The organism is Pseudomonas orientalis, from assembly GCF_001439815.1.
Classification (GTDB): Bacteria; Pseudomonadota; Gammaproteobacteria; order Pseudomonadales; family Pseudomonadaceae; genus Aquipseudomonas; species Aquipseudomonas orientalis.
This window is the reverse complement of record NZ_JYLM01000003.1, coordinates 418,132-442,125: the sequence shown is the minus strand read 5'-3', so window position 1 is coordinate 442,125 and position 23,994 is coordinate 418,132. Positions and strand designations below refer to the sequence as shown.

The window sequence follows — 23,994 nt, the reverse complement described above, 5'->3', positions numbered from 1 at the left end:
CTCAATCCAGAAGGTGAAGGGTCAGTATGATCGCTCTGCGAGAAACTGCCGGTGGTGTGTCAGATCAATTGACAAGCGGGGTCGGCTTTCCTAGGGTTCGCCCATTGTTTTTTACTCGATGACCTCATCATGACCGACGGCGACCGCATCAAACTCGAACCCACCTGGAAACACGCTCTGCGCGAGGAGTTCGACAAGCCCTACATGGGCCAATTGCGCGAGTTTCTGCGCCAGGAACACGCCGCCGGCAAAGAGATCTATCCGCCGGGCCCGCTGATCTTCAATGCACTCAATTCCACGCCGCTGGACAAGGTCAAGGTGGTGATCCTCGGCCAGGACCCCTATCACGGCCCCGGCCAGGCCCACGGTTTGTGCTTCTCGGTGCAACCGGGGGTGCCGGCGCCGCCCTCGCTGGTCAATATCTATAAAGAACTCAAGCGTGACCTGAACATCGATATCCCCAACCACGGCTACCTGCAAAGCTGGGCCGACCAGGGCGTGCTGATGCTCAATACCACCCTGACCGTGGAGCGCGCCAACGCCAACGCCCATGCCGGCAAGGGCTGGCAGTTTTTTACCGATCGGGTTATCGAGGTGGTCAGCGAGCATCAACCGCATCTGGTGTTCCTGTTGTGGGGCGCGCATGCCCAGAGCAAGCAGAAGCTGATCGATGCCACCAAACACCTGGTACTGACCTCGGTACACCCGTCGCCATTGTCGGCGTATCGCGGGTTCCTCGGTTGCGGGCATTTCAGCCGCACCAACAAGTTTCTTGAGCAGAATGGCGAGACGCCGATCAACTGGGCACTGCCGCCCGCCTGAATACGGTCGGGCAGTGGCGCATCGCCCGTTGCTTGACCTCATTCCGGTTTTTGTACGTTCATCGGTCACACCGGTTACCTGTTATATCTGACAGTATCCGTCGCACTTTTTTGCGCATTCAATAAGTAGCCAGACCTGAGCGTATCGACCGTCTCGGTCGATTGCCAATTGAATGTTCAAGGAGGTGGGGATATGTCTGATTCGAACTCGCCCGCACGACGCCGGCGCGCCCTGTTGCCGCGATCGGGCTTGCAACGACCGCAGTTTCCTGGCGCAGATGATCCGACGATATTGGAACTGGACGCTCCCAACCCTTCCCAGACGTTGCCTCTGGAATGGGACGAAGCGGCCAGGACTTTGCCGCTCCAGCTCCATGATCAGGACCTGGAGGTCACGATTGCAAAGGTCTGGCCATTCAATCTCCATACGGAGAACATGGTAACCACAGTGGAATATCGTTGGGATGATGTGGCGGTGCACTCCTACCATATTCAGGGCCCGTACGACCCTGACGCTCTATTTCCACTGGTGCAGTATCTGCCTGCGTCGATTCTGTCGAACGGCGGTATCAGCCGGCTTATCTACAGGGTCAGCGCCCGTTTAATCGGCCCGACCGACTCATTTCCGACCTTGATAAACGTCGATAAAACCCCGCCCAATGGTGGCAACCCCGCCCCAGAGTTGCAGGTTGATGAAGAGGCTCGCTACGAGCTTACCGATGACTATCTGGTCAGGCACGCTGGCTTGCCTTTCGAGCTGGCGCGTTGGTTCGATATGCGCATTGGGGATGAGGTCCCGTACTACTATGCAGACCTGCAGAACGTGGGTTTGGCGGGCACTCTTTTCATTACGAGAGAGCACGTTCTGGGCGCGCCCATCCGGGGCCTCATTCCTGAGGCGCACGTGCGTGCCAGTGGCCGGGGTAAAAGGTTCGCTTCCTGCAGGCTTGAAGACCGGGGAGGTAACGTCGGCCAGTTTTCCGACCCGATCGAGCTCTATGCCTCCCCGGTTGTTTTGCCGGACTTGCCACGGCCCTTTATCGAGTCGGCTGAGCTGGACGGTGTGGTTACGCTGGACGATGTCAGGCGGTGGTTGGCGGTCACCATCACGCGTATAGATGAAGCAGAAGCGGAGGATGAAATTCATCCCTTCTGGAATACGCATGCGCTCGACATCCAGCTGATCGGCGAGGTGCAGACGTGGCCGATTCGCGCGAGCGTGGCCTGGGCCATTGTTGCGGCGGGTGGGTTTTCTACACGTTATCCATTGCGTGTGCGCTATGTATATAGGCGAGGTACTGCCTCAAAGGATTCACCGGACAGCTTCTATGAAGTCGATTTAAGGGTGGCCGGCCCTGACCCGAGCGGGCCTGATCCGATCAATCGCAAGTTGGCCCTTCCGATTGTGAAAGGCGTGACGGGCGACAATATACTGACCTCCGCTGACAGTCCGGGGCCCGTGCCCGTGGAAGTGCTTTTATTTGTAAACCCCAAGGTTGGCGAACGCCTGGAGCTGTGCTGGAACACCGATGACCAAATCGTCGCGGTCTACGACGTGCAGCCGGGCGATAGGGCCGGGCAATTGATCATCTTATGGGTATCGTGGGCAGTGGCATCCTCCATTGCCTTGGCCGAAGTCTATTACTGGACAGATAACGGGATAAACAGGCAGCGCAGTCCCTCTGCCTCGGTGCGGGTGCGTCTTGATACGCTGACCGGTTTGAAAAGCCCGTTATTACTCAATGACAGCGAACTGGGCTTTATCGCGTGCGGGACCAGCCCGGCACCTTATGAGGGCGTCTACATTGGCATACCCTGGCATGCGATCCATTTCGAGCCGTTTGACTGCGTGCATTTATATTGGGCGAGTTATCCGACGAATGACGGCAGCGGTGAACCGTTCCGAGGCACTGAGGTATTTTTTGAGTATGAACTGACCAGCGATGATTACGACAGGGGCTATGCGCAAATTCGCATTCTGCCCTTCGACTTGATCACCGCGCCGGGATTGGTACCGGGCTTTGGCTCGGCGGTCGTACAGTACCGGTTGTTCAAGAGAACGGGCGACACCGGCTTGTCGTCCAGAAAACTTATCTATATCGATTTGAAAATAAGCGGCGGCGGAACTTGCCTGGGGCCGCATGACGGCAGTGAATAAATGTTGGTGCTTGTTAAGAGGGGCGAAAGCCCCTTTTTTTGTCTGATAAAGATCGACTGCGACGGATTTAGATTAAATAGCATCAACGGCGCTGGTTTTTGCGTAAGTAGGCTATTAAAAAACACCCACGCCATGCTGTTAGTTAGAAACACATTTTGTGCGAGTACGCAGCTGTCAAGTTTGACAGGCTGTGCAGTGGGGAAAAAGGGGGTTTAATCAAACGGTCAATCGTCTCGTGCGGCTGGCGATAAATGCAAAGCGTCTCTTACTCAAAGGAGTATGTAGCAATGGCTAAGTCGAACAATACACAACCCGCTTCAATCGATAAAAAAAGCAGGTCGAGTGCTACGGGGGCTAACTGTAATCCAAGTAACGGTCCATTGGCACAGCCTGTGCCTCAAGGGCTTGCGCCTCACGCGCCGCGAGCGGTGGCCGACATTGTAGTCACCAATGCCCTGCCCCCCGAGTCGGGTCTGCCGCCTAACCTGATGGAAACTATCGTCGCGCAAACGGAAGGGGCAAATCTCAAAATTACTATGTGGGACGATACATTTCCTATTCCCGGTACTAACCCGGATACGTTACAGCTCTTCCTTAATGGCGTGACTTACGGAAACCGTCATGATTTCTCCAAACCATTGTCAAGCCTGACGTGGCCCTATGAAACGAACATCAAAGGCGATGATATAGCCAACCACGGGGAGTATCGCTTAACCTATGAGGTTTTTTTGGGGTCTGGTGGTAGTGAGCCCTCCGGCACTACTCCGGTGAACGTCGATACGGTGGGCCCTGCCGGCGGTATTTTGTTGGACGCTATTACCTTGGTCGCGGGTGCGGAGGACGGGAAGGTCACGCTGAGTTCCCTGGCAGCCAATGGCGATAAGCTGACCTGCAGTGTGCCTGGACGCTTGATTGCGCGTCCGCTCGATACACTTCACATCTACAAGACCTATACGGATGCTGATCCGATAAAAATAATAACAAACTTGCCGCTTGATACATCGCCGATCGAGTTTTCTCTGACCAAGGACGAAGTTGTCGATGGCGGTACACGCGTGGATCGTATGGCGTATCGTTACTTTGACTATTCCAAAAACTCAACCATTTATCCGCCAAAACTCAGAGAAGTTGAATATATATTGACGCCGCAACCGGAGAACTTGAGCGATCCAGCGGTACCGGCGGCGCCGTTGGATCTTCGGGACGCACAATTGAAATTGGCAGAAGTGCATCTTTTCGGCTATGACAATTTCAGATCCGGCCAGATCGTGCAAATCGAGCTGGTGAGTGCGCTCAGTACTCAGATATTTCCTCACACATTGCTTACCGAGCCTACCCCCACTGACCCAGCGAAAATCGAAATTCCCTGGCTCATTCTCTTCGCGATCTATGGAATCAGCGGGCCGGGCACCGCCAGTCTTCGTTACCGTGTGGTAGAGGAGGGCAACCCTTCAGCGTGGTCCAACACGATCGCGGTGGCCGCGGACTTCAGCTCCGCCGCTGGGGACCCAGACGATCCGGGCCCGGTCAGGGATTACCTGCCGTTGGTCACCGTGACGTCCAGCGAGGGGCTTGTCAATGAAATCGGCCCGGGTGACACCGGCAATGCGACGGCTGAGTTTGATGTGTATACGGGCGCGGCCGTGGGACACCTGCTTCAGTTCTACTGGGGAGGGACACCGATTTACCCCTCCCCACGTGCCGTGACTCAGGCTGACCTGGACTCGGGGACATTCGCCGTCATTATTACGGCGGCCGTCATCGCAGCCGGCGGAAACGAACTGGACAAGAAGGTTTGGTACAGCCTGACGAATGGGGTGAACGCCAACGTGGACACCTCCCAGTCTACGCTGGTCGATGTATTTGCCAGCGAGCTGCAGAATTTGACGCCGCCACAGTTCCCCAAGTCTGTAGACGCAGGCGGCGGGCTTCGCTCGATCAGTTGCAAGCAGTCTGTTGAACTGGGTATCGATACGAGCATCGTGGACCGGGTCAACTTGAAACAGGGTGACACGATCAGGCGCTTCTGGACCCTGTACGGAGAGGGGTTAACGTCCACCAACAAGCTCGTCGAAGCGGAAATACTGCCCCCGATTGTGGTGGCAAATGATCATAGCCTGCCCGGCGGTGGGGAGAGTTTCCTCGTGGACTTCGCCACCTATGTGCAGCCGGCGATTTTGGGCCGTGTTGAATTCTTTTACACAGTACTCAAGGCCGACGGCGTGACACAGGGCAAGTCGCCCACGACAGTGCTTTATGTAAGCCGGCGCAATGCCGATAACACCGTTTGCGGCGCCCCGCCCGCTACGCCTTAAGTGCATCAAGGTACGAACCGTCATTGGCAGTGGCAGTATTGACGGTTCGTATCCTTCGCTCGTTGTAAATACCTATCCGCAATAAACTTGCTACCTACGCATATTTAGGATTAGTCCTACGATCACTGGGACTATGCCTACATGAACCTATCCTTCTTGTACGTACCCTTGCCGCTTCTGAAAGCCTGAGTCGATGGTCCTTAAATCGCTTGGCTTGTTCAGTCACCGACTAGAGGTACTTACCATGACTACTGAAACAACATTTTGTCTTTCTCGCTTATCGCTGGCTATCAAAGTATTGGCTGTGATGCCCATGACATTCGTGGCCACACAGGCCAACGCACTGAACATCTACCCAGGCCAGAACGTGGTGATAGACGGGGCCTCGCAGGACGATCGGTACGTTGTCAAAGAGGCGACCCTGACGTCCAACGGGGCGAGGATTGTGGGCGTCCAGGCGCATGATTCCACGTTCACCATGAATGGCGGCACGGTCAAAAATACCGCAGGCAAGGAAGTCGGCGTGGCGCTTTACGGCAGCAAGGGCACGCTGCGCGATGCTTCCGTATCCAGCGGTGGGGCCGAAGGCATGATTGTCGGCACCCAATCGAATCGTGGCTCGACGGTGGAGGTGTTCGACAGCACGATATCCGGCGGCACAGATGGCATCGTGCTCAGTGGCTCGAGCACGCTGGCCTTGAACAACACCCAGGTCAGTGGTGAAAAAGCCGGCTTGAGAGCTTACGACGGACAACTCATCACCCAGGGCGGCCGCATATACGGCGGCACCAACGGGATTGTGGCGTATCGCTTGCCTACGGTGGATAACCCCTCGGTGCTGAACCTCAACCAGACCGAGGTGGTGGGCGGCACAGGCGCCGCCATCCTGGTGGACTACCCCGGCGGCACCCGGATCAATATCAACGATGGCACCACCCTGAACGGCGGCAACGGCAACATGCTCGAAATCGACCATGGTGGTGCGGCCGATGTGAATGTGTTCAACAGTGCCCTGAGCGGTAACATTCAGGTTGGCAAAGACGGCGCCCTGGATTTGAAGATGGATGCCGCTTTCATGAATGGCGATATCATCAACAGCGGTGGTACCGCAAGCGTTGGTCTGAACAACGGCTCAGTGCTGACCGGGCGTCTGGACAATGTCGATAAACTGTCGGTCAACAGCGATGCCACCTGGGTGATGGTCGACGGGCAGCAGGCGCTCAACGCGTTGTCGATGAATGGCGGTAACGTCAAGTTCGGCGATTCGGGGGCCTTCTATAAGTTGGATGTGGGCAACCTGTCCGGCACGGGCGGTACGTTCATCATGAAGGCCGATTTTGGCCAGATGACCGGTGACTTCCTGAATGTAACCGGCACTTCTGCCGGTGACCATCAGCTGCTGATCGCGAGCACGGGGGCTGACCCGCTGTCCGAGCGCCTGCAGATGGTGCACACCGCCGACGGCGTGGCGAACTTCAGCCTGGTGGGCGGGCGGGTCGACCTCGGTACGTATTCGTATGACCTGGTGTCCGACAATCAAAACCATGACTGGTACCTCGACCCGGAGAACAAAGTCATCAGCCCGAGCACCAACTCCGTGTTGGCGCTGTTCAACGCGGCGCCGAGTGTGTTGTTGGGTGAAATGACCACCTTGCGCACGCGCATGGGTGAACTGCGTTTCAATGGTGGTCAGAGCGCCGGCTTGTGGACGCGCGCCTATGGCAACAAATATGAAGTGTCCAACGACAAGACAGGCCTGGGTTATAACCAGAGCCAGCGCGGTTTCACCCTGGGCGCGGATGCGCCGCTGGAGGCCGGCGACGGGCAGTGGTTGATCGGCGTGATGGCCGGGCACAGTCAATCGGACCTGGACCTTAACCTGGGCAGCAAAGCGACCATCAACAGTTACTACATGGGTGGCTATGCAACCTGGCTGGACAGCGAGAGCGGCTTTTACTTCGACGGCGTGCTCAAGTTCAACCGCTTGCACAATGAATCCAATGTCGCCATGAGCGACGGCAAGAAGAGCAAAGGCAACTACACCCAGAATGCCACCGGCGCCTCGGCGGAATTCGGTCGGCATATCACGCTGGATGACGGTTACTTCGTGGAGCCCTATGGCCAATTGTCGGCGGTAATCACTCAGGCCCAGAGTTACACGCTGGACAACGGTCTGAAAGCCAAGGGTGACCGTTCAAGTTCGGTCATTGGTGAAGTGGGGGTCACTGCTGGCAATAACATCCAACTCGACAGCGGTGGCATCCTGCAGCCTTACTTGAAGGCCGCCGTCAGTCATGAGTTCGACCAGAGCAACAAAGTGTTCGTCAACGACAACGCGTTCAACAACGATTTGTCGGGCTCACGGCTGAAACTCGGCGCGGGTGTAGCGATGTCGGTCTCCCAGGAGTTGAGCGTGCATGCGGACGTGGAACGCAGCGTGGGCAAGAATATCAAGCAACCGTTGGGGATCAATGTCGGGTTGCGCTACGCATTCTAAGTCGCGCGGGTAACTTGGGCGGGCGCCTCCTTCATAGGGAAGGAGGTGCTTCCGTTCGTCGGTCAAGTTTAAAACCTGTCAGGTTTGACAGTAGGCGGTTATTTTTTTTTGACGCTAACTGAGTGGGCATTCTTTTATATAAGGAGATCCCCATGGGTTATTCGTTCAAGAAGAAAATGATGCGGGCTGTACCTAAGGCGCTAGTGGCGGCTGGGATGGCCGTGCTGCTCGCTGCGTGTTCCAGTCACTCTGGAGAGGTAGTGTTGGGTGACGGTTATCCAAATCTGGATCCACCCTGCACGAGTATTGGCTACTTCAGAAGCGTATCGCCTGGCTGGTGGTACAGGTGTCTTTACTACCCCAGTATCGATCGTTATATAAAGGTTGCGGATCAATGTCCAACCGGACAGGAGTTTAATCCGGTCACAAGGAAGTGCGAAAAATAAATGATGTATTAATACGCCTCTCTTCCGTACGGTCGAGAGGCTTTTTTATACGTGGAATAGAGCGCCGGATGGTGTTGAAGTACGTGCCGAATAACGTCCGAAACCGTTACGCGCACTAACGCCACCGGCGTCATCTCTGAAGATGGAGCTAGGGAAGTTCTGCCACCAAAATATCATCCAGTGAAAAATTCGCCGGTGACAGCGTGCTTTTGAAGGAAATACGCAGCGGCAAGTATTGAGACGGAGCCCCGGCCGGCAACGCAAAGTCCAGCTGGTAGGTGTACCAGTTACCCTCGTGAACATAGACGAAGCTTTTTGACTGACTACCAAACTCAACGAACGCCTGGGGTTGATAAGGAGACAAGTCAACTTTCATTTTGAAACTGATACGGTAGGTTCTAGCACTTTTTATAAAAAAGGTTTTAATCACGCCCGGCATGATAGGGCTACCGCCATTGAGCCTTGCATGCCAGTAATTATTGTTATTGAAGTTCCTGATCTCGCCAAGCCCGTTGATCAAATTGGCCCAACCATTCCAGAAGAACACTTCAAAATCCGTGAAATCAGAGAGGCGCAGCGCTTTGATGAAGTAAGTACTCGACGGAAAGAGCGTCGCGTTCGCTTCAACAGGACTGTCGGTGTACCCCACTGCGGCCGTCACCTTAACCGTGCTGCCATCGGGAAGCGCAGTGAACCAACCGAGCTCCGCCGGCTCGCGAACTATACCGTGTTCGGCCTGCTCCTGAGTGATGAGATCGCCGTTAAGCAGCGTTAACGGTTTTGATGCATCAGTGCTGTGGCATTTGAGCCAGATCGGTTGGTCCTTCCTGCTGAGCAGCCATCTTGCCAGATCCACCCAGCAATAGTTGGTGCTGACTGTATTGAGGTCCAGGACCGAGCCAGGTTTCAAGCTGTTGAGTATCGGCTGCGGCAGCGGATTGCCGCCCGGTATCTCATCGAAGCCCAGGACGCTAAGGTTCAGCACCCTTGAGTCCCTGGTGGCGCCGTTGTTTGTCACGTGGTACTGAATACGCAGAACGCTGGCGAGGTGGTAGGCCAGTACCCAGTTGGGAAACTCAAATAGCACATAGCCCACGCGCGGGTTGCCGTATTGAGGCTCAATGGTCGGCAGGGCGATACCGGGCCTGCCTGTCAACTCGAGTTTAATAAGATCCCTTTCAGACATTGCGAACTGCACCTGAACGGTCACATTTGGCGTGCTGTCGGCAATTTTCGGATCAATCGTAGCGTTTTCGTCGTCCAACTGCGTGCTTTTATAAACCAACGGCGCGGGGAGATCATGCGCGGCGATGATTTTCATGGGGACGATTTGCGAAGGGCGCGTTGCAGCGAATGGCCGTACACGCTCGTAGGAAATATCCATCTGTTTATTGGGTTTGATGTAGTCAATGTCCACCTTGAATGGCACGTCCCGGCCTTCCCAGAAGAGGTCGATTGGGAATCTTTGTGTGGGTGGGGTTCCTCCAGGCGCGTCACCTCTTGCATACAAGATGACGGTATCTCCGTCTTTGATATCGGGGTTGGCGCGGACCCAAATGTTGGCCCGTTCGGACGTCTCTACGTCAAACTCGTAATCGGGCGGCGGAGCCTCGTCGACTTCCGGCGCGGGCAGTGCGGCATATCGCGCATTAATATGAACCGTTGTTATCGGAGAACGATGCTTACCCTCGGCAGTTATCGTGAAATACCAGATTTCCAGGGTGCCACCCGTGAGCAGGGCAACAGGCACGCCCAGTCCCCGGATAAGCTCAAATGAGACTTGACCGGAGCCGACTTTGTCGAGCGTATTGTCGTAGTAATTGTGCCCAGGGGACTTGCCCAGCACATGGAGTTCGATTTGGTCGTAGTAACTGAAACCGTGAACTTCAATGTCGACATGCACTTGGGTTAGATCATCAGGAATTTGTCCGTTGACGGCCTCCCGCACTTTGGGCGCGCGAAGGCCTCCGGAGGCGGCGCCGGTCACGTAGACTTCCGTGATAAAGGAGCCTAGATTCGGCTCGTTGTAACGGATTCGTTCATATTGAAGGAAACTACGACCGCCAGTGAGAGGCTCCAGGTCGATCACCGGGCATGGAATTCTAAGCAGTCGCGATGTAGTGGATTGCAGCGGGTCTGAACTGTAGATTTTCCTCACCGGTAACCCAGCCGCCGTGCCGCTGAGGCGTACCCTGATCACGTCGTTAATGGCATAGTTGCGAGGTTCGATCAAAACGAGGATCGTCACTGTCGGGCCGGTCACCTTGCTCAGGTCGAGTTTGCCGTCTTCGTCAGCCTCCAGGAAGTGGCAAGCCGGCAACAAGTATTTTGACTCATCGTCCAGGTAGACTGGGAGGTATTCGGCCTCCGACCAACCGTCGGAAGGGTTGCCAACTTCATCTTCCACGCTGAACAAGCAAGCGTGAGAACCGTTGCCGATGCTTTGCCAATCGCTCTGGCACACTTCAATGACGATGTCTTGATAGGTTCCAACCTCTTCCGGCAGTACAGTGCGCTTGATGGTGAAGTCACCGATTTTCAGGTGAATAACATCACGTACTGCCCGATGAGTGGGCGGGGGCAACGAAGTGTCGGCGGGGTAGGAAGGAATTCCGATGGCTATGCACTTGCCATTGCTGATGTCCGTCCCGGTGATGCCGTCTTGCAGATACTTCGGGTCAATGACCGGCTTGCGCAGGTTCGGGTTTACAGGGTAAGGGCTGGCCGGGTTTTCCCCGCCGGGCTGGCGTGTATCGACCTTAAGTAAGGTTTTTCTTGTTTCTCCGACGGCTTGGCCGAGACGTGTCACTTTAATGTAAGCGGAAACCAAACCATCGGAGATCACCGACTGTGGTACGAACAGGACTATCAATTGGTGGCCGTCAAGGTGTTGCTTCTGGATGATCGTATGCGCAACGGGCTTATCCAGCGTTCCCCAATAACATTCCACATCGTCCAGTTCGGCCGCCTCCAGAAAGGGCAATAGGGCGATCAGCAACCCTTCCTCCTGCGACATGACCGCGATGCGGTTGATACCTGCGTCAACACCCTGCACACCTGAGGTGCGTGCTGGTATGTACAGTGTCAGGTCTGAGAGCGGCACCCTTTCGCCAGCTTTTATCGAATTCAAGGTGGCCTCGGAGGGCGGGGGGACCAGATAACGCGTGTCGATGTGGGACCGCCGTGCAGACGGTGTCTTTTTTCTTTCCTCCTGCGTGGAAGAGGGCGGGGCGGACAGTGATTGCTGCTCTGAATGCTCGGTCAGGTGTTGGCCGGATGGTGAAGACTCTTCATTGTTAGCCATGGTGATACCCTCTTCAGTCAGTGAGACACGCGATGTCTACGGCCATTTCGGAGTGGCCGTAGCTGCGAAGAGGTGTAACTCGCGATGAGAGGCGCAACCAGCTGTGAGAGTTGACAGTACCGACCAACGGTAACGGCCCAGGTGCGGGCCATTCTCACAGCGGAGTGTCAGGGTTGGCGGTTCCAGTGCCGGAAGAGCGGCTCGGCCAGGAACAGCACGAACAGCAGCCGCATCACCTGCATGGCCGTTACCAGGGGAACGGATAACTGCAGCGTTTCGGCGGTAAGGCTCATCTCGGCAATGCCGCCGGGCATCATGCCCAGGGTCAGCGAGCGCAGATCCAGGTGCGTCAGTGCACTCAGGCCCACGGCCGCCAATGTCGCCAGTGCCATGGTCAAGACCGTGCCGATCAAAGTACGGGCCATGAACGACGGCGCCCGGCGAAAAAACTGACGGTTGAAGTGACAGCCCAAACCGCTGCCGATCAGCCATTGGCCGATCTGGCTACCTCCATCGGGCAGCCCGATATGCAGGTCAAACACCACACTGGCTGTTCCACTCACCAGCAATGGCCCGAACAACCAGGGGTTCGGCTGACGCAAGCGCTGCCAGCCCCAGGCTACCAGCGCGCCGATCGGAAACAGCATCAACAACCAAGGCCAGCTCACCGGTGCCGGATGAAACTGCGGCGTGCCGCCGCCCAACACATACTTGAAAATCGCCGGTACACACAACACCACCAGCAACACGCGCAAACTCTGGCCGGCTGCAACACGGCTGAGCACCGCACCGTTGCGCGCACCGAGGTTGACCATCTCGCCGGACCCGCCCGGCATGCTCGAAAAAAACGCGGTGGCGCGATCTTCGCCACTGCGGCGCATCAGCCACACGCCGACCGCACTCGACAGGCTGGTGACCAGCGCGCCGAAGAAGATCAGCCCGAAGTGGCTCATCACTTGCTCGATCACCACCGGTGTGAAGTGCAGGCCGATGCCGATACCCACCACCCATTGGCCGCATTTGCGCCCGCCGGGGATTTCCGCCAACTGCCACGGTGTCAGGCAGCGCACCAGGATGATTGCCAGCAACGAGCCGACCATATAAGGCAGAGGCCAGCCGACAAGGCTGGCCAGGTAACCGCCGGCCAGGCCGACCAGCGGTGTTCCCCACCAATGTTTGAAGGTGACCTCAGACATCGGCCAGGGCACGACGCTGCAGGGCACGTTTGCGGTAGATGCGCACCAGTGGGAACAGCAGCATCAGCGCAGTCAGTACCCAGACACCAAAGGTGATCGGGCTCGACCAGAGGATGTCCAGCGCACCGTTGGAGATCGACAGCGCCCGGCGCAGATTCTGTTCCATCAGGCCGCCGAGGATAAAGCCCAGCAATACCGGCGATAGGGGGAAGTCGAGCTTGCGCAGGATGTAGCCGAAGATGCCGATCCCGACCATCAGGAACAGGTCGAACGTGGTGGCGTGAACCGCGTAGACACCGATCGCGGTGATGATGGCGATCACCGGCACCAGTGCCCAGTTCGGCACGGCGAGAATACGGGTGAAGATACGGATCATCGGGATGTTGAGGATCACCAGCATGATGTTGGCGATGAACAACGACGCGATCAGGCCCCAGACAATATCCGGTTGCTGCTGGAACAACAGCGGCCCTGGGGTGATGTTGTACAGCGACAGGGCGCCGATCATCACGGCCGTGGTGCCCGAACCGGGCACGCCCAGGGTCAGCATCGGCACCAGGGCGCCGCAGGCAGAGGCGCCGATCGCGGTTTCCGGGGCGGCCAGGCCACGCATGTCGCCCTGGCCGAATTTGCCGCTGGCACCGGCCAGGCGTTTTTCGGTCATGTAGGCGACGGCGGATGCCAGGGTCGCACCGGCACCCGGCAACACGCCCATGATGAAACCGAGCAAGCCGCAGCGGATGTTGACCACGAACACCGCACCGGCTTCCTTGAGGTTGAACATCATGCGCCCGGTGGCCTTGACCGCTTCCTGGCCGCGGTGGGTTTTTTCCAGCAGCAACAGGATTTCGCTGATGGAGAACAGGCCCAGCACCAGCACCACGAACTGAATGCCATCGGTGAGGTGGATGTTGTCGCCGGTAAAGCGGTACACGCCGCTGTTGGCGTCAATGCCCACGGCCGAGAGGAACAGGCCGATCAGCGCCGCTACAAAGGTTTTCAGCGGCTTGTCACCGGCCATGCCGCCCAGGCACACAATCGCAAACACCATCAGCACGAAATATTCCGCCGGGCCGAAGGCAATCGCCCATTTGGCCAGCAGCGGGGCGAACAGCACCATGCCGCAGGTGGCGATAAAGGCACCGATGAACGAACTCCAGGCCGACAACGACAGCGCCACGCCGGCCAGGCCTTTGCGGGCCATCGGGTAGCCGTCCAGGGTAGTCATCACGGTGGAGGCTTCGCCCGGAATATTGAGCAGGATCGAGCTGATACGGCCGCCGTATTCGCAGCCCAGGTACACGGCGGCCAGCAGGATCAACGCCGACTCCGGTGGCAGGCCGAGGGCGAAGGCGATGGGGATCAACAGCGCCACGCCGTTGATCGGCCCCAGGCCCGGCAACAGGCCGACCACGGTGCCGATCAAGGTGCCGCACAACGCGGTGATCAGGTTGTAAGGGGACAGTGCAACGCCGAAGCCCTGGCCCAAATAGCCGAAAGTATCCATGTCAGTTCTCCAGAACGTCGAGCAGGCCAAGGGGCAGCGGCACATCCATGACTTTATCGAACAGCAGATATAGACCAATGGCCATCAGGCCGACGATCACCACGCTGGGCAGCCAGCGGCCGCCATACAGGCGTGCCATAGGGATGCCGATCAGCAGGCTGCTGAGGATGAAACCCAGGGGTTCGAAGGTGGCGGCGAACACGATCAACAGCGCGACGCACACGCCGATCTTGACCAGGGTGTCGCGGTCCAGCGCCGGTTCTTCTTCGGTGTGTTGGGTCGCTTGCGGGCGAATCAGCATATAGACCAGCGCCAGGCTCATCAGCCCGAGCATCAGCAGCGGGAAGGCGCGTGGCCCGACCGGCTCGTAGGAAAAGGCTGCCTGATACGGCCAGGCCATCAGGGCGAGGCCGGCGCAGGCCAGCAACAGCACGGCGGCAAAAATGCGTTGTAAGAGCATAGAAAACTCCAAGGCCCCTCTTGTAGGAGCGAGCTTGCTCGCGAAAAACGTCAACGATAACGCGTGCTGTCTGGACGCACGTGGATGTCCTTGGGTTCTTCGCGAGCAAGCTCGCTCCTACAGGGGCATTACACAAAAGAGGGTGCGTTTACTGGATCAGGCCGAACTCTTTGGCCAGCACTTTGTAGTCAGCCACCTGTTTCTTCACATAGGTGTCCAGCTCCGGGCCGGTCATGGCGAACGGGAACAGCTCGCGCTGATCGCGCAGCTTGGCGAACTCGTCGGAGGCCAGCAGCTTGTCGAAGGCGTCTTTCCACCAGGCGTAATCGGCATCGCTGACTTTTGGCCCGAGGTAGAAACCGCGCACCACCGGCCAGACGATGTCGTAGCCTTGCTCCTTGGCGGTCGGGATGTCTTTCATTTCCGGCTCGTCCAGGCGCTTTTCGGAGAACACCGCCAGCAGGCGCATGTCGCCGCTGAGGATGTGTGGCATGGAGTCGGAGATGTCGGTACTGCCTACCTGAATGTGACCGCCGAGCAACGCGGTAGCGATTTCGCCGCCGCCTTCCAGCGCGACGTAACGCAGCTCGCGCGGGTTGATCCCGGCCGCCTTGGCGATCAGGGCGGTTTGCATCCAGTCCTGGCTGCCGACCGTGCCGCCGGAACCGATCACCACGCTGCCTGGATCTTTCTTCAAGGCTTTTACGAGATCGTCGAGGGTCTTGTAGGGCGAATCACTTTTCACCGCGATGGCACCGTAACTGGTGCCTACTGCGGCGAGCCAGCGCACGGCGCTTTCATCGAAACGACCGAACTTGCCCTGGGCCAGGTTCAGCAACGAACCGCTGGACCAGGCCACCAGGGTGCCCGCATCCGCAGGGCGCTGGGCGACCACGGCGTTGTAGGCCACCGCGCCCACGCCGCCCGGCATGTAGGTCACGCGCATCGGCTTGCTCAACAGTTTCTGGTTGACCAATGCGCTTTGCGCCAGTTTGCAGGTCAAATCGAAACCGCCACCAGGGGAGGCCGGGGCGATGCATTCGGGGCGCTTGGGTTCGTCGGTGGCCAGCAGGTGGCCGGCGAACAGCATGCAGCCGGCGGCGAGGGCGAGCTTACGTAGGGGGAACGTCATGTGTGTCTCCATTTATTGTTCTTATTTGGCGAAAACGCTTCGAGGCGTTTTTCGGGTGCTATCGCTCAATAGCCTGGCAGGCGTAACCTGCCGTCGCCCGATGCTAAACGGCGAAGCTTTCAGCAGCCTTTCAACTACCTTTCACTGTTTTCGGGCTTCACAGGCCAGTCGGCGCCTGTAAACTGCCTCGCAAAGCGTGGCGCCGACCACCCCGAATAAGGTAGAAATCCATGCGCGTCCTCCTGGTTGAAGACCATTTGCAACTCGCCGAAAGTGTCGCCCAAGCGCTCAAGAGCACGGGGTTGACCGTCGACGTGCTGCATGATGGGGTGGCCGCGGACCTGGCCTTGAGCAGCGAGGAATACGCGGCCGTGATTCTTGATGTGGGGCTGCCGCGCATGGATGGTTTCGAAGTGCTGGCACGCCTGCGCGCCCGTGGAAAAAACGTGCCGGTGTTGATGCTGACGGCCCGCAGCGATGTGAAGGACCGTGTGCATGGCTTGAACCTGGGCGCCGACGATTACCTGGCCAAACCGTTTGAACTGACCGAGCTGGAGGCACGGGTCAAGGCGCTGCTACGGCGCAGCGTGTTGGGCGGCGAGCGCCAGCAGGCGTGCGGCGTGCTGGTTTACGACCTCGACACGCGGCGTTTTACGGTCGGTGGCGAATTGATGACGCTGACCTCCCGTGAGCAAGCCGTGCTCGAGGCGCTCATTGCCCGGCCTGGTCGAGTGATGAGCAAGGAGCAACTGGCCTCCCAGGTGTTCGGTCTCGACGAAGAAGCCAGCCCGGACGCCATCGAAATCTACGTGCACCGCCTGCGCAAGAAACTCGACGGCCAGCCCATCGCCATTGTCACCTTCCGTGGCCTCGGCTATCTGCTGGAAGCCCGCGATGCATAAGCCCAGCAGCCTGCGCTGGCGCCTGCTGTGGAACCTGGCGCTGTTGCTGGTACTGCTGATGCTCGCCAGTGGCATGAGCGCCTACTGGAATGGTCGCGAAGCCGCCGACACCGCCTACGACCGCACGCTGCTGGCTTCGGCGCGCACCATTGCCGCCGGCTTGACCCAGGTGGACGGCACGCTCAGCGCCAACGTGCCCTATGTGGCCCTGGACACCTTTGCCTACGACAGTGCCGGGCGTATTTATTACCAGGTCAACGACATCCACCAGAAGCTCATATCGGGTTACGAAAACCTGCCCGGTCCACCGCCCGGCACCCCGCGCACTGACGATTACCCGGCCTTGGCGCGGTTCTACGACGCCGTGTATCAGGGCCAGCCCGTGCGTGTGGTGAGCCTGCTCAAGGCGGTCTCCGAGCCGAACATGAACGGCATGGCGGAGGTACGTGTGGCGGAAACCGACGAAGCCCGTGTATCCATGGCGCGCAGTTTGATGGCCGACACTTTGTTGCGTCTGGGCATGCTTGCCATTGGTGCACTGTTGCTGGTGTGGTTTGCCGTGAGCGCGGCGCTGCGCCCGCTGGAGCGCCTGCGCACGGCGGTGGAGGAGCGCCAGCCCGACGATCTGCGGCCCTTGCCGCTGGTGGAGGTGCAGGATGAGTTCGGCCCGCTGGTGCGTTCACTCAATCATTTCACCGAGCGCCTGCGCGGCCAGTTCGAACGCCAGGCCCAGTTCATTGCCGACGCCGCCCACGAGTTGCGCACGCCGCTGGCCGCGCTCAAGGCCCGCCTGGAACTGGGCCTGCGCGCCGAAGAGCCGGCCACGTGGCGCAGCACCCTGGAAACCGCGGCCAAGGGCACCGACCGTCTCACTCACCTGGCCAATCAGTTGCTGTCCCTGGCGCGCATCGAAAACGGTGCCAGGGCCATTGCCGAAGGCGGCGCGCAACTGCTCGACCTCAGTCAACTGGCCCGGGAGCTGGGCATGGCCATGGCGCCGCTGGCCCATGCGCGCGGCGTGGCCCTGGCGCTGGAGGCGGACGAACCGGTGTGGCTGCGCGGCGAACCGACGCTGCTCAACGAGTTGCTGAGTAACCTGGTGGATAACGCACTGGCTCACACGCCACCGGGTGGCAACGTGATTCTACGGGTGACGGCGCCGGCGGTGCTGGAGGTCGAAGACGATGGCCCGGGTATCCCACTCGAAGAGCGGGACCGGGTGTTCGAGCGGTTCTATCGGCGCAGCCAGCAGGGTATGGGGTCGGGCCTGGGGCTGGCGATTGTCGGGGAGATCTGCCGTGCGCATCTGGCGCAGATCAGCCTGCATGATGGCGCGTCGGCGGGCTTGAAAGTGCGAGTGAGCTTTATCGCCGGCGATCAATAGAACATCGAACGCGCTTCCTCAAGCTCAAGCTGCAGTTTCTCGCTGCAGGGGTCGACCCGCAGTTTTTTCATCGACGGCACGCCCGCCATGTCGATTTTACCCAAGGGATGTTCGGTGTTGTGGTGACAGAACAGCACGGCGATCTGCACCAGGTCGATGTAATCGAGCTCGCCGCAGTCGCGTTCCAGGTTCAGGTACTGGCCCGGCAATTTTGCCAGCATTTCCGGGAAATCCCAGCCACTGAGTAACTTGTCGCCCAGTATCGGGTGGATGCTGTCGATTACGTGGTTAAGGCTGACCGGGTCGGACAGCAGCTCGTAATGGTCTTCGGCGTAGGTGAGGATCGGTAGCACGCCAATCTGGTGCACCAGCCCGCCCAGGGCTGCCTGGTCCGGCTTGAGGTGGCTGTGCCGGCGACACAAGGCATAGCTGACCCCCGCGACCTCCAGGCTGCGGCGCCACACATCGCGCATTTTCTGTTCGACCACCTCGGAGCGGGCGTGAAAGATCTGCTCCATGACCAGGCCGATGGCCAGGTTGCTGCTGTAGTTGGTGCCAAGCCGCGTGATGGCGGTGTGCAGGTCGGTGACTTCCTGAGTCGCCCTTAGCAGCGGGCTGTTGACCACTTTGATCAGGCGCGCCGATAGCGCCGTATCGCGACCGATCACCTTGCTCAAGTGGCTGATGCTGATCTCCGGGTCTTCGGCGGCCTGGCGAATCTTCAGGGCCACCTCCGGTAATGTCGGCAGAACCAGGTCATCGTTGTCGATGGCCTTCACCAAAGCCTGTTGGACTTTTTCCGCCAGCTCGTTCATTCATGCTCTCTAGGGTGTTGCAAAAAAAGTGCGGCGATCAACGCTGGATCTCGCGATCGCGATCCAGCGCATAGGGCAGGTCAAGCAACTGCAGGCCCGGGCCTTCCAGGCTGCCTAAGCGTACGTCGCCATTGTCGGCAGCTTCGGCTTGCAGCACAGCGAGAAGTTCAATTGACTGGTCAGCGTTTGCCGCGATGACCACTTCGCCGATCGAACTGTTATGGCTGGGGGCAAACAGTGCGGTGCCTGGCTCGGGCAATTGGGCCGTAACCAGGCTCAGGCGGTACAGACGGCGCTTGAGTTTGCCCAGGTACTGCATGCGCGCGACGATTTCCTGGCCGGTGTAGCAGCCTTTCTTGAAGCTGACCCCGCCTACGGCTTGCAGATTGAGCATCTGCGGGATGAACAGTTCGCGGGTTTGCGGCATCACCTGGCCGATGCCGGCGCGGATCTGGCCCAGCAGCCATTCATTCAGCTCGGCTTGCGGCAGGGTTTGTGCCAATTGGCCGCGCAGGCGCTCGGCGTGTTCGGCGGGCGCCCAGAGTTCAGCGCGGCCCGGCGATACACGGATGGCGATCAGTGCGTCGGTGCGCACGACGCTGTCGGTCTCGACCGGTAAGGCCAGGCCAAGGGCGGATAAAGCCTGATCGGCATTGGCCAGGCCGAAACGCACCCAGGCGGCGCTTTCATCGGTCAGTTTGGATTTGGAGAACACCGCGTATTTCTTCAGGTCCGCCAGTTGCGGCTCGAGCAGCTCGCTGGCCATGGCCAGAAGCACGCCGTCACCTTGTAACAGGATGCGAAAACTGGACTGCATGCGGCCTTTTTGCGTGCAGCGCGCGCCCAGGCTGGCCTGGGTGTCACTCAGGTAATTAAGGTTGCAGGTCAATTGGCCCTGCAGGAACTTGGCAGCGTCAGCGCCGCGGACGGCAAGAACGCCTTCGTGTGTCAGGGGGCAGAAAAAAGCAGAGTCGGCCATGGGTCATCGCAGGTCAAAAAGTCATGGGTGCATCATAGAGGGGCGCCCGGCAAATGCATAGTTTCCATGGGGCGCGACCAAAGCCGACTGTTCCGCTGACGCCGTGCCTGTATACTTGCGCTCTATTTGAGGAGCGTTCCATGGTCGAAGATGTAGAAATCAATCGCCTCTACTGGCACAGCCGCCGCGGCATGCTGGAATTGGACGTGTTGCTGGTGCCGTTCACCAAGGAAGTCTATGCAACGCTCAATCAGGTAGATCGCGACCTTTACGTCCGACTGCTGGAATGCGAAGACCAGGACATGTTCGGCTGGTTCATGGAGCGCGCCGAATCGCAAGATCCGGAATTGCAGCGCATGGTTCGGATGATCCTGGACCGTGTCCAGCCCAAGTAACCGTTTTGAATGCCGCTGGCAGGCCTCACGGCTGTTGCTGGCGGCTTATCTGTTCGCCCAGCTGTTCGCGCTGGGCGCCTGCCTGGTTGTCGACCTGCCTTTTGCATCCCTTGGCCTGCTGGCGTGCCTGGCCCATGCCGCGTGGGTGCTGCCGCGGCATATTCTGCTGACTCATCGCTCGTCGGTTCGTGGCCTGCGCCGCGATGACGACGGCTGGCAATTGTTCAGTGCCGGGCGTGGATGGCACAGCGTGCAGTTACGGCCCGACAGCCTGGCGCTGCCGCTGGTCGTGGTGCTGCGCTATCGCGTACAGGGTGAGCGGTGGGTGCGCTCCCTTTGTGTGCCTCGCGACTCGCAGACCGCCGATATGCACCGGCGCCTGCGCGTACGCTTGAAGTTCAGTCGCCGTAGGTGGCTGGCACCAGAATAGTGTCGCGGGCCTCGGGCAGCATCTGCGGATAATCCAGGGTGTAATGCAGGCCACGGCTTTCCTTGCGCTCCATGGCCGAGCGAATCATCAGCTCGGCGACTTGAGCCAGGTTGCGCAGTTCGATCAGGTCGCGGCTGACTTTATAGTTGCTGTAGAACTCGTCGATTTCATCCAGCAGCAAACGCACCCGGTGCTGTGCCCGCTGCAAGCGCTTGTTGGTGCGCACGATCCCCACGTAGTCCCACATGAACCGCCGCAACTCGTCCCAGTTGTGCGCGATGATCACGTCTTCGTCCGAATCCGTCACCTGGCTGGCATCCCAGCGAGGCAGGGCGGCCGGTACCGGGATGCGCGGCAGTTGCTCAAGGATGTCCGCCGCCGCCGAACGCGCGTACACGAAGCATTCGAGCAGCGAGTTGCTGGCCATGCGGTTGGCGCCGTGCAGGCCGGTGAAGCTGGTTTCCCCGATGGCGTACAGGCCTGGCACGTCGGTGCGGCCGTGCTGGTCGACCATCACGCCGCCGCAGGTGTAATGCGCGGCAGGCACCACCGGGATCGGGCCTTGGGTGATGTCGATGTTGAAGGTCAGGCAACGTTCATAGACGGTGGGGAAGTGCGCCTTGATGAAGGCTTCCGGTTTGTGGCTGATGTCCAGGTAGACGCAGTCGATACCCAGGCGCTTCATTTCATGGTCAATGGCGCGGGCGACAATATCGCGCGGCGCCAATTCGGCGCGTGGGTCGAAGCGCTGCATGAAGCGTTCGCCGTTGGGCAGCTTCAAGTGCGCTCCTTCGCCGCGCAAGGCCTCGGTGATCAGGAAACTCTTGGCCTGGGGGTGATACAGGCACGTGGGGTGGAACTGGTTGAATTCCAGGTTCGCCACTCGGCAGCCCGAGCGCCAGGCCATGGCGATGCCGTCGCCGCAGGCCCCGTCGGGGTTGCTGGTATAGAGGTAGACCTTGGCGGCGCCACCCGAGGCAAGGATGGTGAAGCGTGCGCCGTAGGTGTCGACTTCGCCGCTGGCGCGGTTCAGCACGTAGGCGCCGAGGCAGCGCTCGCCGGCAAGGCCCAGGCGTTTTTCGGTGATCAGGTCGACGGCGACGCGCTGCTCCAGCAGTTCGATATTGGGGCGTTGGCGGGCCTGATCGAGCAGCGTCTTGAAGATGGCGGCACCTGTGGCGTCGGCGGCGTGGATGATGCGGCGGTGGCTGTGGCCGCCTTCGCGGGTCAGGTGGAACTCGAAGCCGCCATCGTCGTTGCCTGCATGCTCATCGCGCGTGAAGGGTACGCCCTGGTCGATCAACCATTGGATGGCTTCCCGGCTGTGCTCGACCGTAAAGCGCACAGCGTCTTCATTGCACAGGCCGCCGCCGGCATTGAGGGTGTCTTCGACATGGGATTGGACGGTGTCGGTGTCGTCCAGCACGGCCGCGACGCCGCCTTGGGCCCAGAATGTCGAGCCGTTGGCCAGGTCACCTTTGCTCAGTACGGCTATGCGCAGGTGGCCGGGGAGGGTCAGCGCCAGGCTCAAGCCGGCGGCGCCGCTGCCGATCACCAGGACATCGTGTTGAAACTGTTGGCTCATTGAATGGATTCCGCAAAAAGCGATCCGGAGAGGAGGCGCAAGCAGGACGCCTGGATCGGCGAATCAAAGGGGCACACGGGCCACTAGTATATAGAGGGGTGGAGCGGCACAATAGCCAGGCATTCGTGGCATTGTGAGATTACGGTGCACAGCTTCGGTTACACAGCCAGTCAACGAGCGGGAACTTTTTGCATAAGCCCCGACTCAATAGCAGGTTGCCCGAAAGCTGGGAAAACGTTGAGTTTATTGGCCCGTCGGGAGCATTGGACGCGTCAGAAGACCGACGACAAGATTATTCGCGCAGCCGGCGTTGCCTGAGCTGCGTTTTTCGTGTGTGCCAAATCAGTGCGTGCCGGAAACTTGCTTGAAGGGGGAGAACTTTTGCGAAAAGCCCGAGTCTATGTTTACAAGCCTGATCGTTTAGTTATGCAAGCCTCCTTCAAGTACAACGAGGAGTGTTCATGCTAACCCAGGAAGAGGATCAGCAGCTGGTCGAGCGCGTACAACGCGGCGACAAGCGCGCATTTGATCTGTTGGTGCTGAAATATCAGCACAAAATTCTCGGGTTGATCGTGCGGTTTGTGCACGACACCCATGAAGCGCAGGACGTTGCACAGGAAGCCTTTATCAAGGCATACCGTGCACTGGGCAATTTCCGCGGTGACAGTGCGTTCTATACGTGGCTGTACCGCATCGCCATCAACACGGCGAAGAACTATCTGGTGTCTCGCGGTCGCCGCCCACCAGACAGTGATGTCAGTTCAGAAGATGCTGAATTCTATGATGGTGATCACGGCCTCAAAGATCTCGAGTCGCCGGAGCGTGCCTTGCTGCGCGACGAGATTGAAGGAACCGTTCATCGAACGATTCAGCAACTGCCAGAAGATTTGCGTACGGCGTTAACTTTACGTGAATTCGATGGTCTGAGTTACGAAGACATTGCGAGCGTCATGCAATGTCCGGTGGGGACTGTAAGGTCACGGATTTTCCGGGCCCGGGAAGCCATCGACAAAGCCTTGCAACCGTTGTTGCAGGAAAACTAAAGACAGCGGCGACAGCCAAGAGAGGAACCGCCATGAGTCGTGATGCCCTGCAGGAATCGCTGTCCGCAGTGATGGATAACGAAGCGGATGAACTGGAACTTCGTCGAGTGCTCAATGCATTTGATGATGCCCAAACCCGTGATACCTGGTCTCGTTACCAAGTCGCTCGGGCGGTGATGCACAAGGATCTTCTAATCCCTCGTCTGGATATTGCTGCGGCCGTTTCTGCCGCGTTGGCCGATGAAGCCGTTCCGGCAAAAGCTGCTCGTGGTCCATGGCGTAGCCTGGGTCGTCTGGCAGTCGCTGCTTCGGTGACCGTCGCCGTACTGGCCGGTGTTCGTCTGTACAACCAGGACGAAATCGCCGGTGCCGAACTGGCCCAGCAGACTCAGCAACCGGTCATGGCCGGTCCGCAAGTCAAAGGCCCGGCGGTACTGGCTGGCTACAAGGAAAGCTCTGATACCGCCGGCCCTATGGCCAACGGTGTGCTTCAGGGGCAATCCGGCTGGCAGGATCAGCGTCTACCCGGCTACCTGCGCCAACATGCGCAGGAAGCGGCTGGCAAGAATGCTGAAAGTGCCCTGCCATACGCTCGCGCAGCAAGCCTGGAAAACCGCTGAACCGT

At 58.9% G+C, this 23,994-nt stretch carries 18 protein-coding genes; 10 read left to right on the top strand and 8 right to left on the bottom strand.

Going from position 1 to position 23,994, the window contains the following annotated elements:
* Positions 1-129 precede the first annotated feature (129 nt).
* The 4 genes from ung (at position 130) to TU82_RS10165 (ending at position 7,791) form a co-directional block, all read left to right on the top strand.
* Positions 130-822, top strand: coding sequence for a uracil-DNA glycosylase (gene ung, locus TU82_RS10180; protein ID WP_057723075.1), 693 nt, complete (start codon positions 130-132; stop codon positions 820-822).
* 192 nt (positions 823-1,014) lie between these two features.
* Complete coding sequence (locus TU82_RS10175; protein ID WP_057723074.1) at positions 1,015-2,979, top strand: hypothetical protein; 1,965 nt, start codon at positions 1,015-1,017, stop codon at positions 2,977-2,979.
* A gap of 287 nt (positions 2,980-3,266) precedes the next feature.
* Entirely contained in the window at positions 3,267-5,294 is a 2,028-nt protein-coding gene (locus TU82_RS10170) for a hypothetical protein (protein WP_057723073.1), read from the top strand.
* A gap of 307 nt (positions 5,295-5,601) precedes the next feature.
* Positions 5,602-7,791, top strand: coding sequence for an autotransporter outer membrane beta-barrel domain-containing protein (locus TU82_RS10165; protein ID WP_420892988.1), 2,190 nt, complete (start codon positions 5,602-5,604; stop codon positions 7,789-7,791).
* Between the two features lie 594 nt (positions 7,792-8,385).
* Here the strand turns inward: TU82_RS10165 and TU82_RS10160 are convergent.
* The 5 genes from TU82_RS10160 to TU82_RS10140 form a co-directional block, all read right to left on the bottom strand.
* The gene (locus TU82_RS10160; protein WP_057723071.1) at positions 8,386-11,541 is read right to left on the bottom strand and encodes a hypothetical protein; all 3,156 of its coding nucleotides are present in this window, start codon (positions 11,539-11,541) and stop codon (positions 8,386-8,388) included.
* Positions 11,542-11,708: 167 nt separating this feature from the next.
* The gene (locus TU82_RS10155; RefSeq protein ID WP_057723070.1) at positions 11,709-12,737 is read right to left on the bottom strand and encodes an AbrB family transcriptional regulator; all 1,029 of its coding nucleotides are present in this window, start codon (positions 12,735-12,737) and stop codon (positions 11,709-11,711) included.
* Positions 12,730-14,244 (bottom strand): tripartite tricarboxylate transporter permease, encoded by a 1,515-nt coding sequence (locus TU82_RS10150; RefSeq protein ID WP_057723069.1) that lies wholly within the window; start codon positions 14,242-14,244, stop codon positions 12,730-12,732. The genes TU82_RS10155 and TU82_RS10150 overlap by 8 nt, the downstream gene beginning before the upstream one ends.
* A gap of 1 nt (position 14,245) precedes the next feature.
* Positions 14,246-14,704: a tripartite tricarboxylate transporter TctB family protein gene (locus TU82_RS10145; RefSeq protein WP_057723068.1), complete on the bottom strand. Its 459-nt coding sequence runs from the start codon at positions 14,702-14,704 to the stop codon at positions 14,246-14,248.
* A gap of 148 nt (positions 14,705-14,852) precedes the next feature.
* Positions 14,853-15,836: a Bug family tripartite tricarboxylate transporter substrate binding protein gene (locus TU82_RS10140; RefSeq protein ID WP_057723067.1), complete on the bottom strand. Its 984-nt coding sequence runs from the start codon at positions 15,834-15,836 to the stop codon at positions 14,853-14,855.
* Positions 15,837-16,066: 230 nt separating this feature from the next.
* On the opposite strand from TU82_RS10140, the gene TU82_RS10135 reads away from it, so the two are divergent.
* On the top strand, positions 16,067-16,738 hold the full coding sequence (locus tag TU82_RS10135; RefSeq protein WP_057723066.1) for a response regulator: 672 nt from the start codon (positions 16,067-16,069) through the stop codon (positions 16,736-16,738).
* Positions 16,731-18,122, top strand: coding sequence for a sensor histidine kinase (locus tag TU82_RS10130; protein WP_057723065.1), 1,392 nt, complete (start codon positions 16,731-16,733; stop codon positions 18,120-18,122). The genes TU82_RS10135 and TU82_RS10130 overlap by 8 nt, the downstream gene beginning before the upstream one ends.
* Here the strand turns inward: TU82_RS10130 and TU82_RS10125 are convergent.
* Complete coding sequence (locus TU82_RS10125) at positions 18,116-18,937, bottom strand: HDOD domain-containing protein (protein WP_057723064.1); 822 nt, start codon at positions 18,935-18,937, stop codon at positions 18,116-18,118. The two genes, TU82_RS10130 and TU82_RS10125, sit on opposite strands and share 7 nt — an antisense overlap.
* Before the next feature lie 37 nt (positions 18,938-18,974).
* Positions 18,975-19,916: a CAF17-like 4Fe-4S cluster assembly/insertion protein YgfZ gene (gene ygfZ, locus TU82_RS10120; RefSeq protein ID WP_057723063.1), complete on the bottom strand. Its 942-nt coding sequence runs from the start codon at positions 19,914-19,916 to the stop codon at positions 18,975-18,977.
* 140 nt (positions 19,917-20,056) lie between these two features.
* On the opposite strand from ygfZ, the gene TU82_RS10115 reads away from it, so the two are divergent.
* Both TU82_RS10115 and TU82_RS10110 read left to right on the top strand, forming a co-directional pair.
* Positions 20,057-20,311, top strand: coding sequence for an FAD assembly factor SdhE (locus TU82_RS10115; protein ID WP_057723062.1), 255 nt, complete (start codon positions 20,057-20,059; stop codon positions 20,309-20,311).
* Positions 20,295-20,741 carry a protein YgfX gene (locus TU82_RS10110; protein WP_057723061.1) on the top strand — a complete coding sequence of 149 codons (447 nt, stop codon included), beginning with the start codon at positions 20,295-20,297 and terminating at the stop codon, positions 20,739-20,741. Before TU82_RS10115 ends, TU82_RS10110 begins: the two co-directional genes overlap by 17 nt.
* On the opposite strand, the gene nadB is transcribed toward TU82_RS10110, so the two are convergent.
* Positions 20,710-22,326 (bottom strand): L-aspartate oxidase, encoded by a 1,617-nt coding sequence (nadB, locus tag TU82_RS10105; RefSeq protein WP_057723060.1) that lies wholly within the window; start codon positions 22,324-22,326, stop codon positions 20,710-20,712. The two genes, TU82_RS10110 and nadB, sit on opposite strands and share 32 nt — an antisense overlap.
* A gap of 461 nt (positions 22,327-22,787) precedes the next feature.
* On the opposite strand from nadB, the gene rpoE reads away from it, so the two are divergent.
* On the top strand, positions 22,788-23,369 hold the full coding sequence (gene rpoE, locus TU82_RS10100) for an RNA polymerase sigma factor RpoE/AlgU (RefSeq protein WP_003172477.1): 582 nt from the start codon (positions 22,788-22,790) through the stop codon (positions 23,367-23,369).
* A 32-nt stretch (positions 23,370-23,401) separates the two neighbouring features.
* Positions 23,402-23,989 (top strand): sigma-E factor negative regulatory protein, encoded by a 588-nt coding sequence (locus TU82_RS10095; protein WP_057723059.1) that lies wholly within the window; start codon positions 23,402-23,404, stop codon positions 23,987-23,989.
* The last annotated feature ends 5 nt before the right edge of the window (positions 23,990-23,994 follow it).

Excerpts from the sequence above, each read along its gene's own strand:
- TU82_RS10135 (WP_057723066.1), top strand. The coding sequence starts at position 16,067 with ATGCGCGTCCTCCTGGTTGAAGACCATTTGCAACTCGCCGAAAGTGTC.
- ung (WP_057723075.1), top strand. The coding sequence starts at position 130 with ATGACCGACGGCGACCGCATCAAACTCGAACCCACCTGGAAACACGCT.
- nadB (WP_057723060.1), bottom strand. The coding sequence starts at position 22,326 with ATGAGCCAACAGTTTCAACACGATGTCCTGGTGATCGGCAGCGGCGCC.
- TU82_RS10165 (WP_420892988.1), top strand. The coding sequence starts at position 5,602 with ATGCCCATGACATTCGTGGCCACACAGGCCAACGCACTGAACATCTAC.
- TU82_RS10125 (WP_057723064.1), bottom strand. The coding sequence starts at position 18,937 with ATGAACGAGCTGGCGGAAAAAGTCCAACAGGCTTTGGTGAAGGCCATC.
- TU82_RS10115 (WP_057723062.1), top strand. The coding sequence starts at position 20,057 with ATGGTCGAAGATGTAGAAATCAATCGCCTCTACTGGCACAGCCGCCGC.
- TU82_RS10170 (WP_057723073.1), top strand. The coding sequence starts at position 3,267 with ATGGCTAAGTCGAACAATACACAACCCGCTTCAATCGATAAAAAAAGC.
- rpoE (WP_003172477.1), top strand. The coding sequence starts at position 22,788 with ATGCTAACCCAGGAAGAGGATCAGCAGCTGGTCGAGCGCGTACAACGC.
- TU82_RS10150 (WP_057723069.1), bottom strand. The coding sequence starts at position 14,244 with ATGGATACTTTCGGCTATTTGGGCCAGGGCTTCGGCGTTGCACTGTCC.
- TU82_RS10140 (WP_057723067.1), bottom strand. The coding sequence starts at position 15,836 with ATGACGTTCCCCCTACGTAAGCTCGCCCTCGCCGCCGGCTGCATGCTG.
- TU82_RS10175 (WP_057723074.1), top strand. The coding sequence starts at position 1,015 with ATGTCTGATTCGAACTCGCCCGCACGACGCCGGCGCGCCCTGTTGCCG.
- TU82_RS10095 (WP_057723059.1), top strand. The coding sequence starts at position 23,402 with ATGAGTCGTGATGCCCTGCAGGAATCGCTGTCCGCAGTGATGGATAAC.
- TU82_RS10145 (WP_057723068.1), bottom strand. The coding sequence starts at position 14,704 with ATGCTCTTACAACGCATTTTTGCCGCCGTGCTGTTGCTGGCCTGCGCC.
- TU82_RS10155 (WP_057723070.1), bottom strand. The coding sequence starts at position 12,737 with ATGTCTGAGGTCACCTTCAAACATTGGTGGGGAACACCGCTGGTCGGC.
- TU82_RS10130 (WP_057723065.1), top strand. The coding sequence starts at position 16,731 with ATGCATAAGCCCAGCAGCCTGCGCTGGCGCCTGCTGTGGAACCTGGCG.
- ygfZ (WP_057723063.1), bottom strand. The coding sequence starts at position 19,916 with ATGGCCGACTCTGCTTTTTTCTGCCCCCTGACACACGAAGGCGTTCTT.
- TU82_RS10160 (WP_057723071.1), bottom strand. The coding sequence starts at position 11,541 with ATGGCTAACAATGAAGAGTCTTCACCATCCGGCCAACACCTGACCGAG.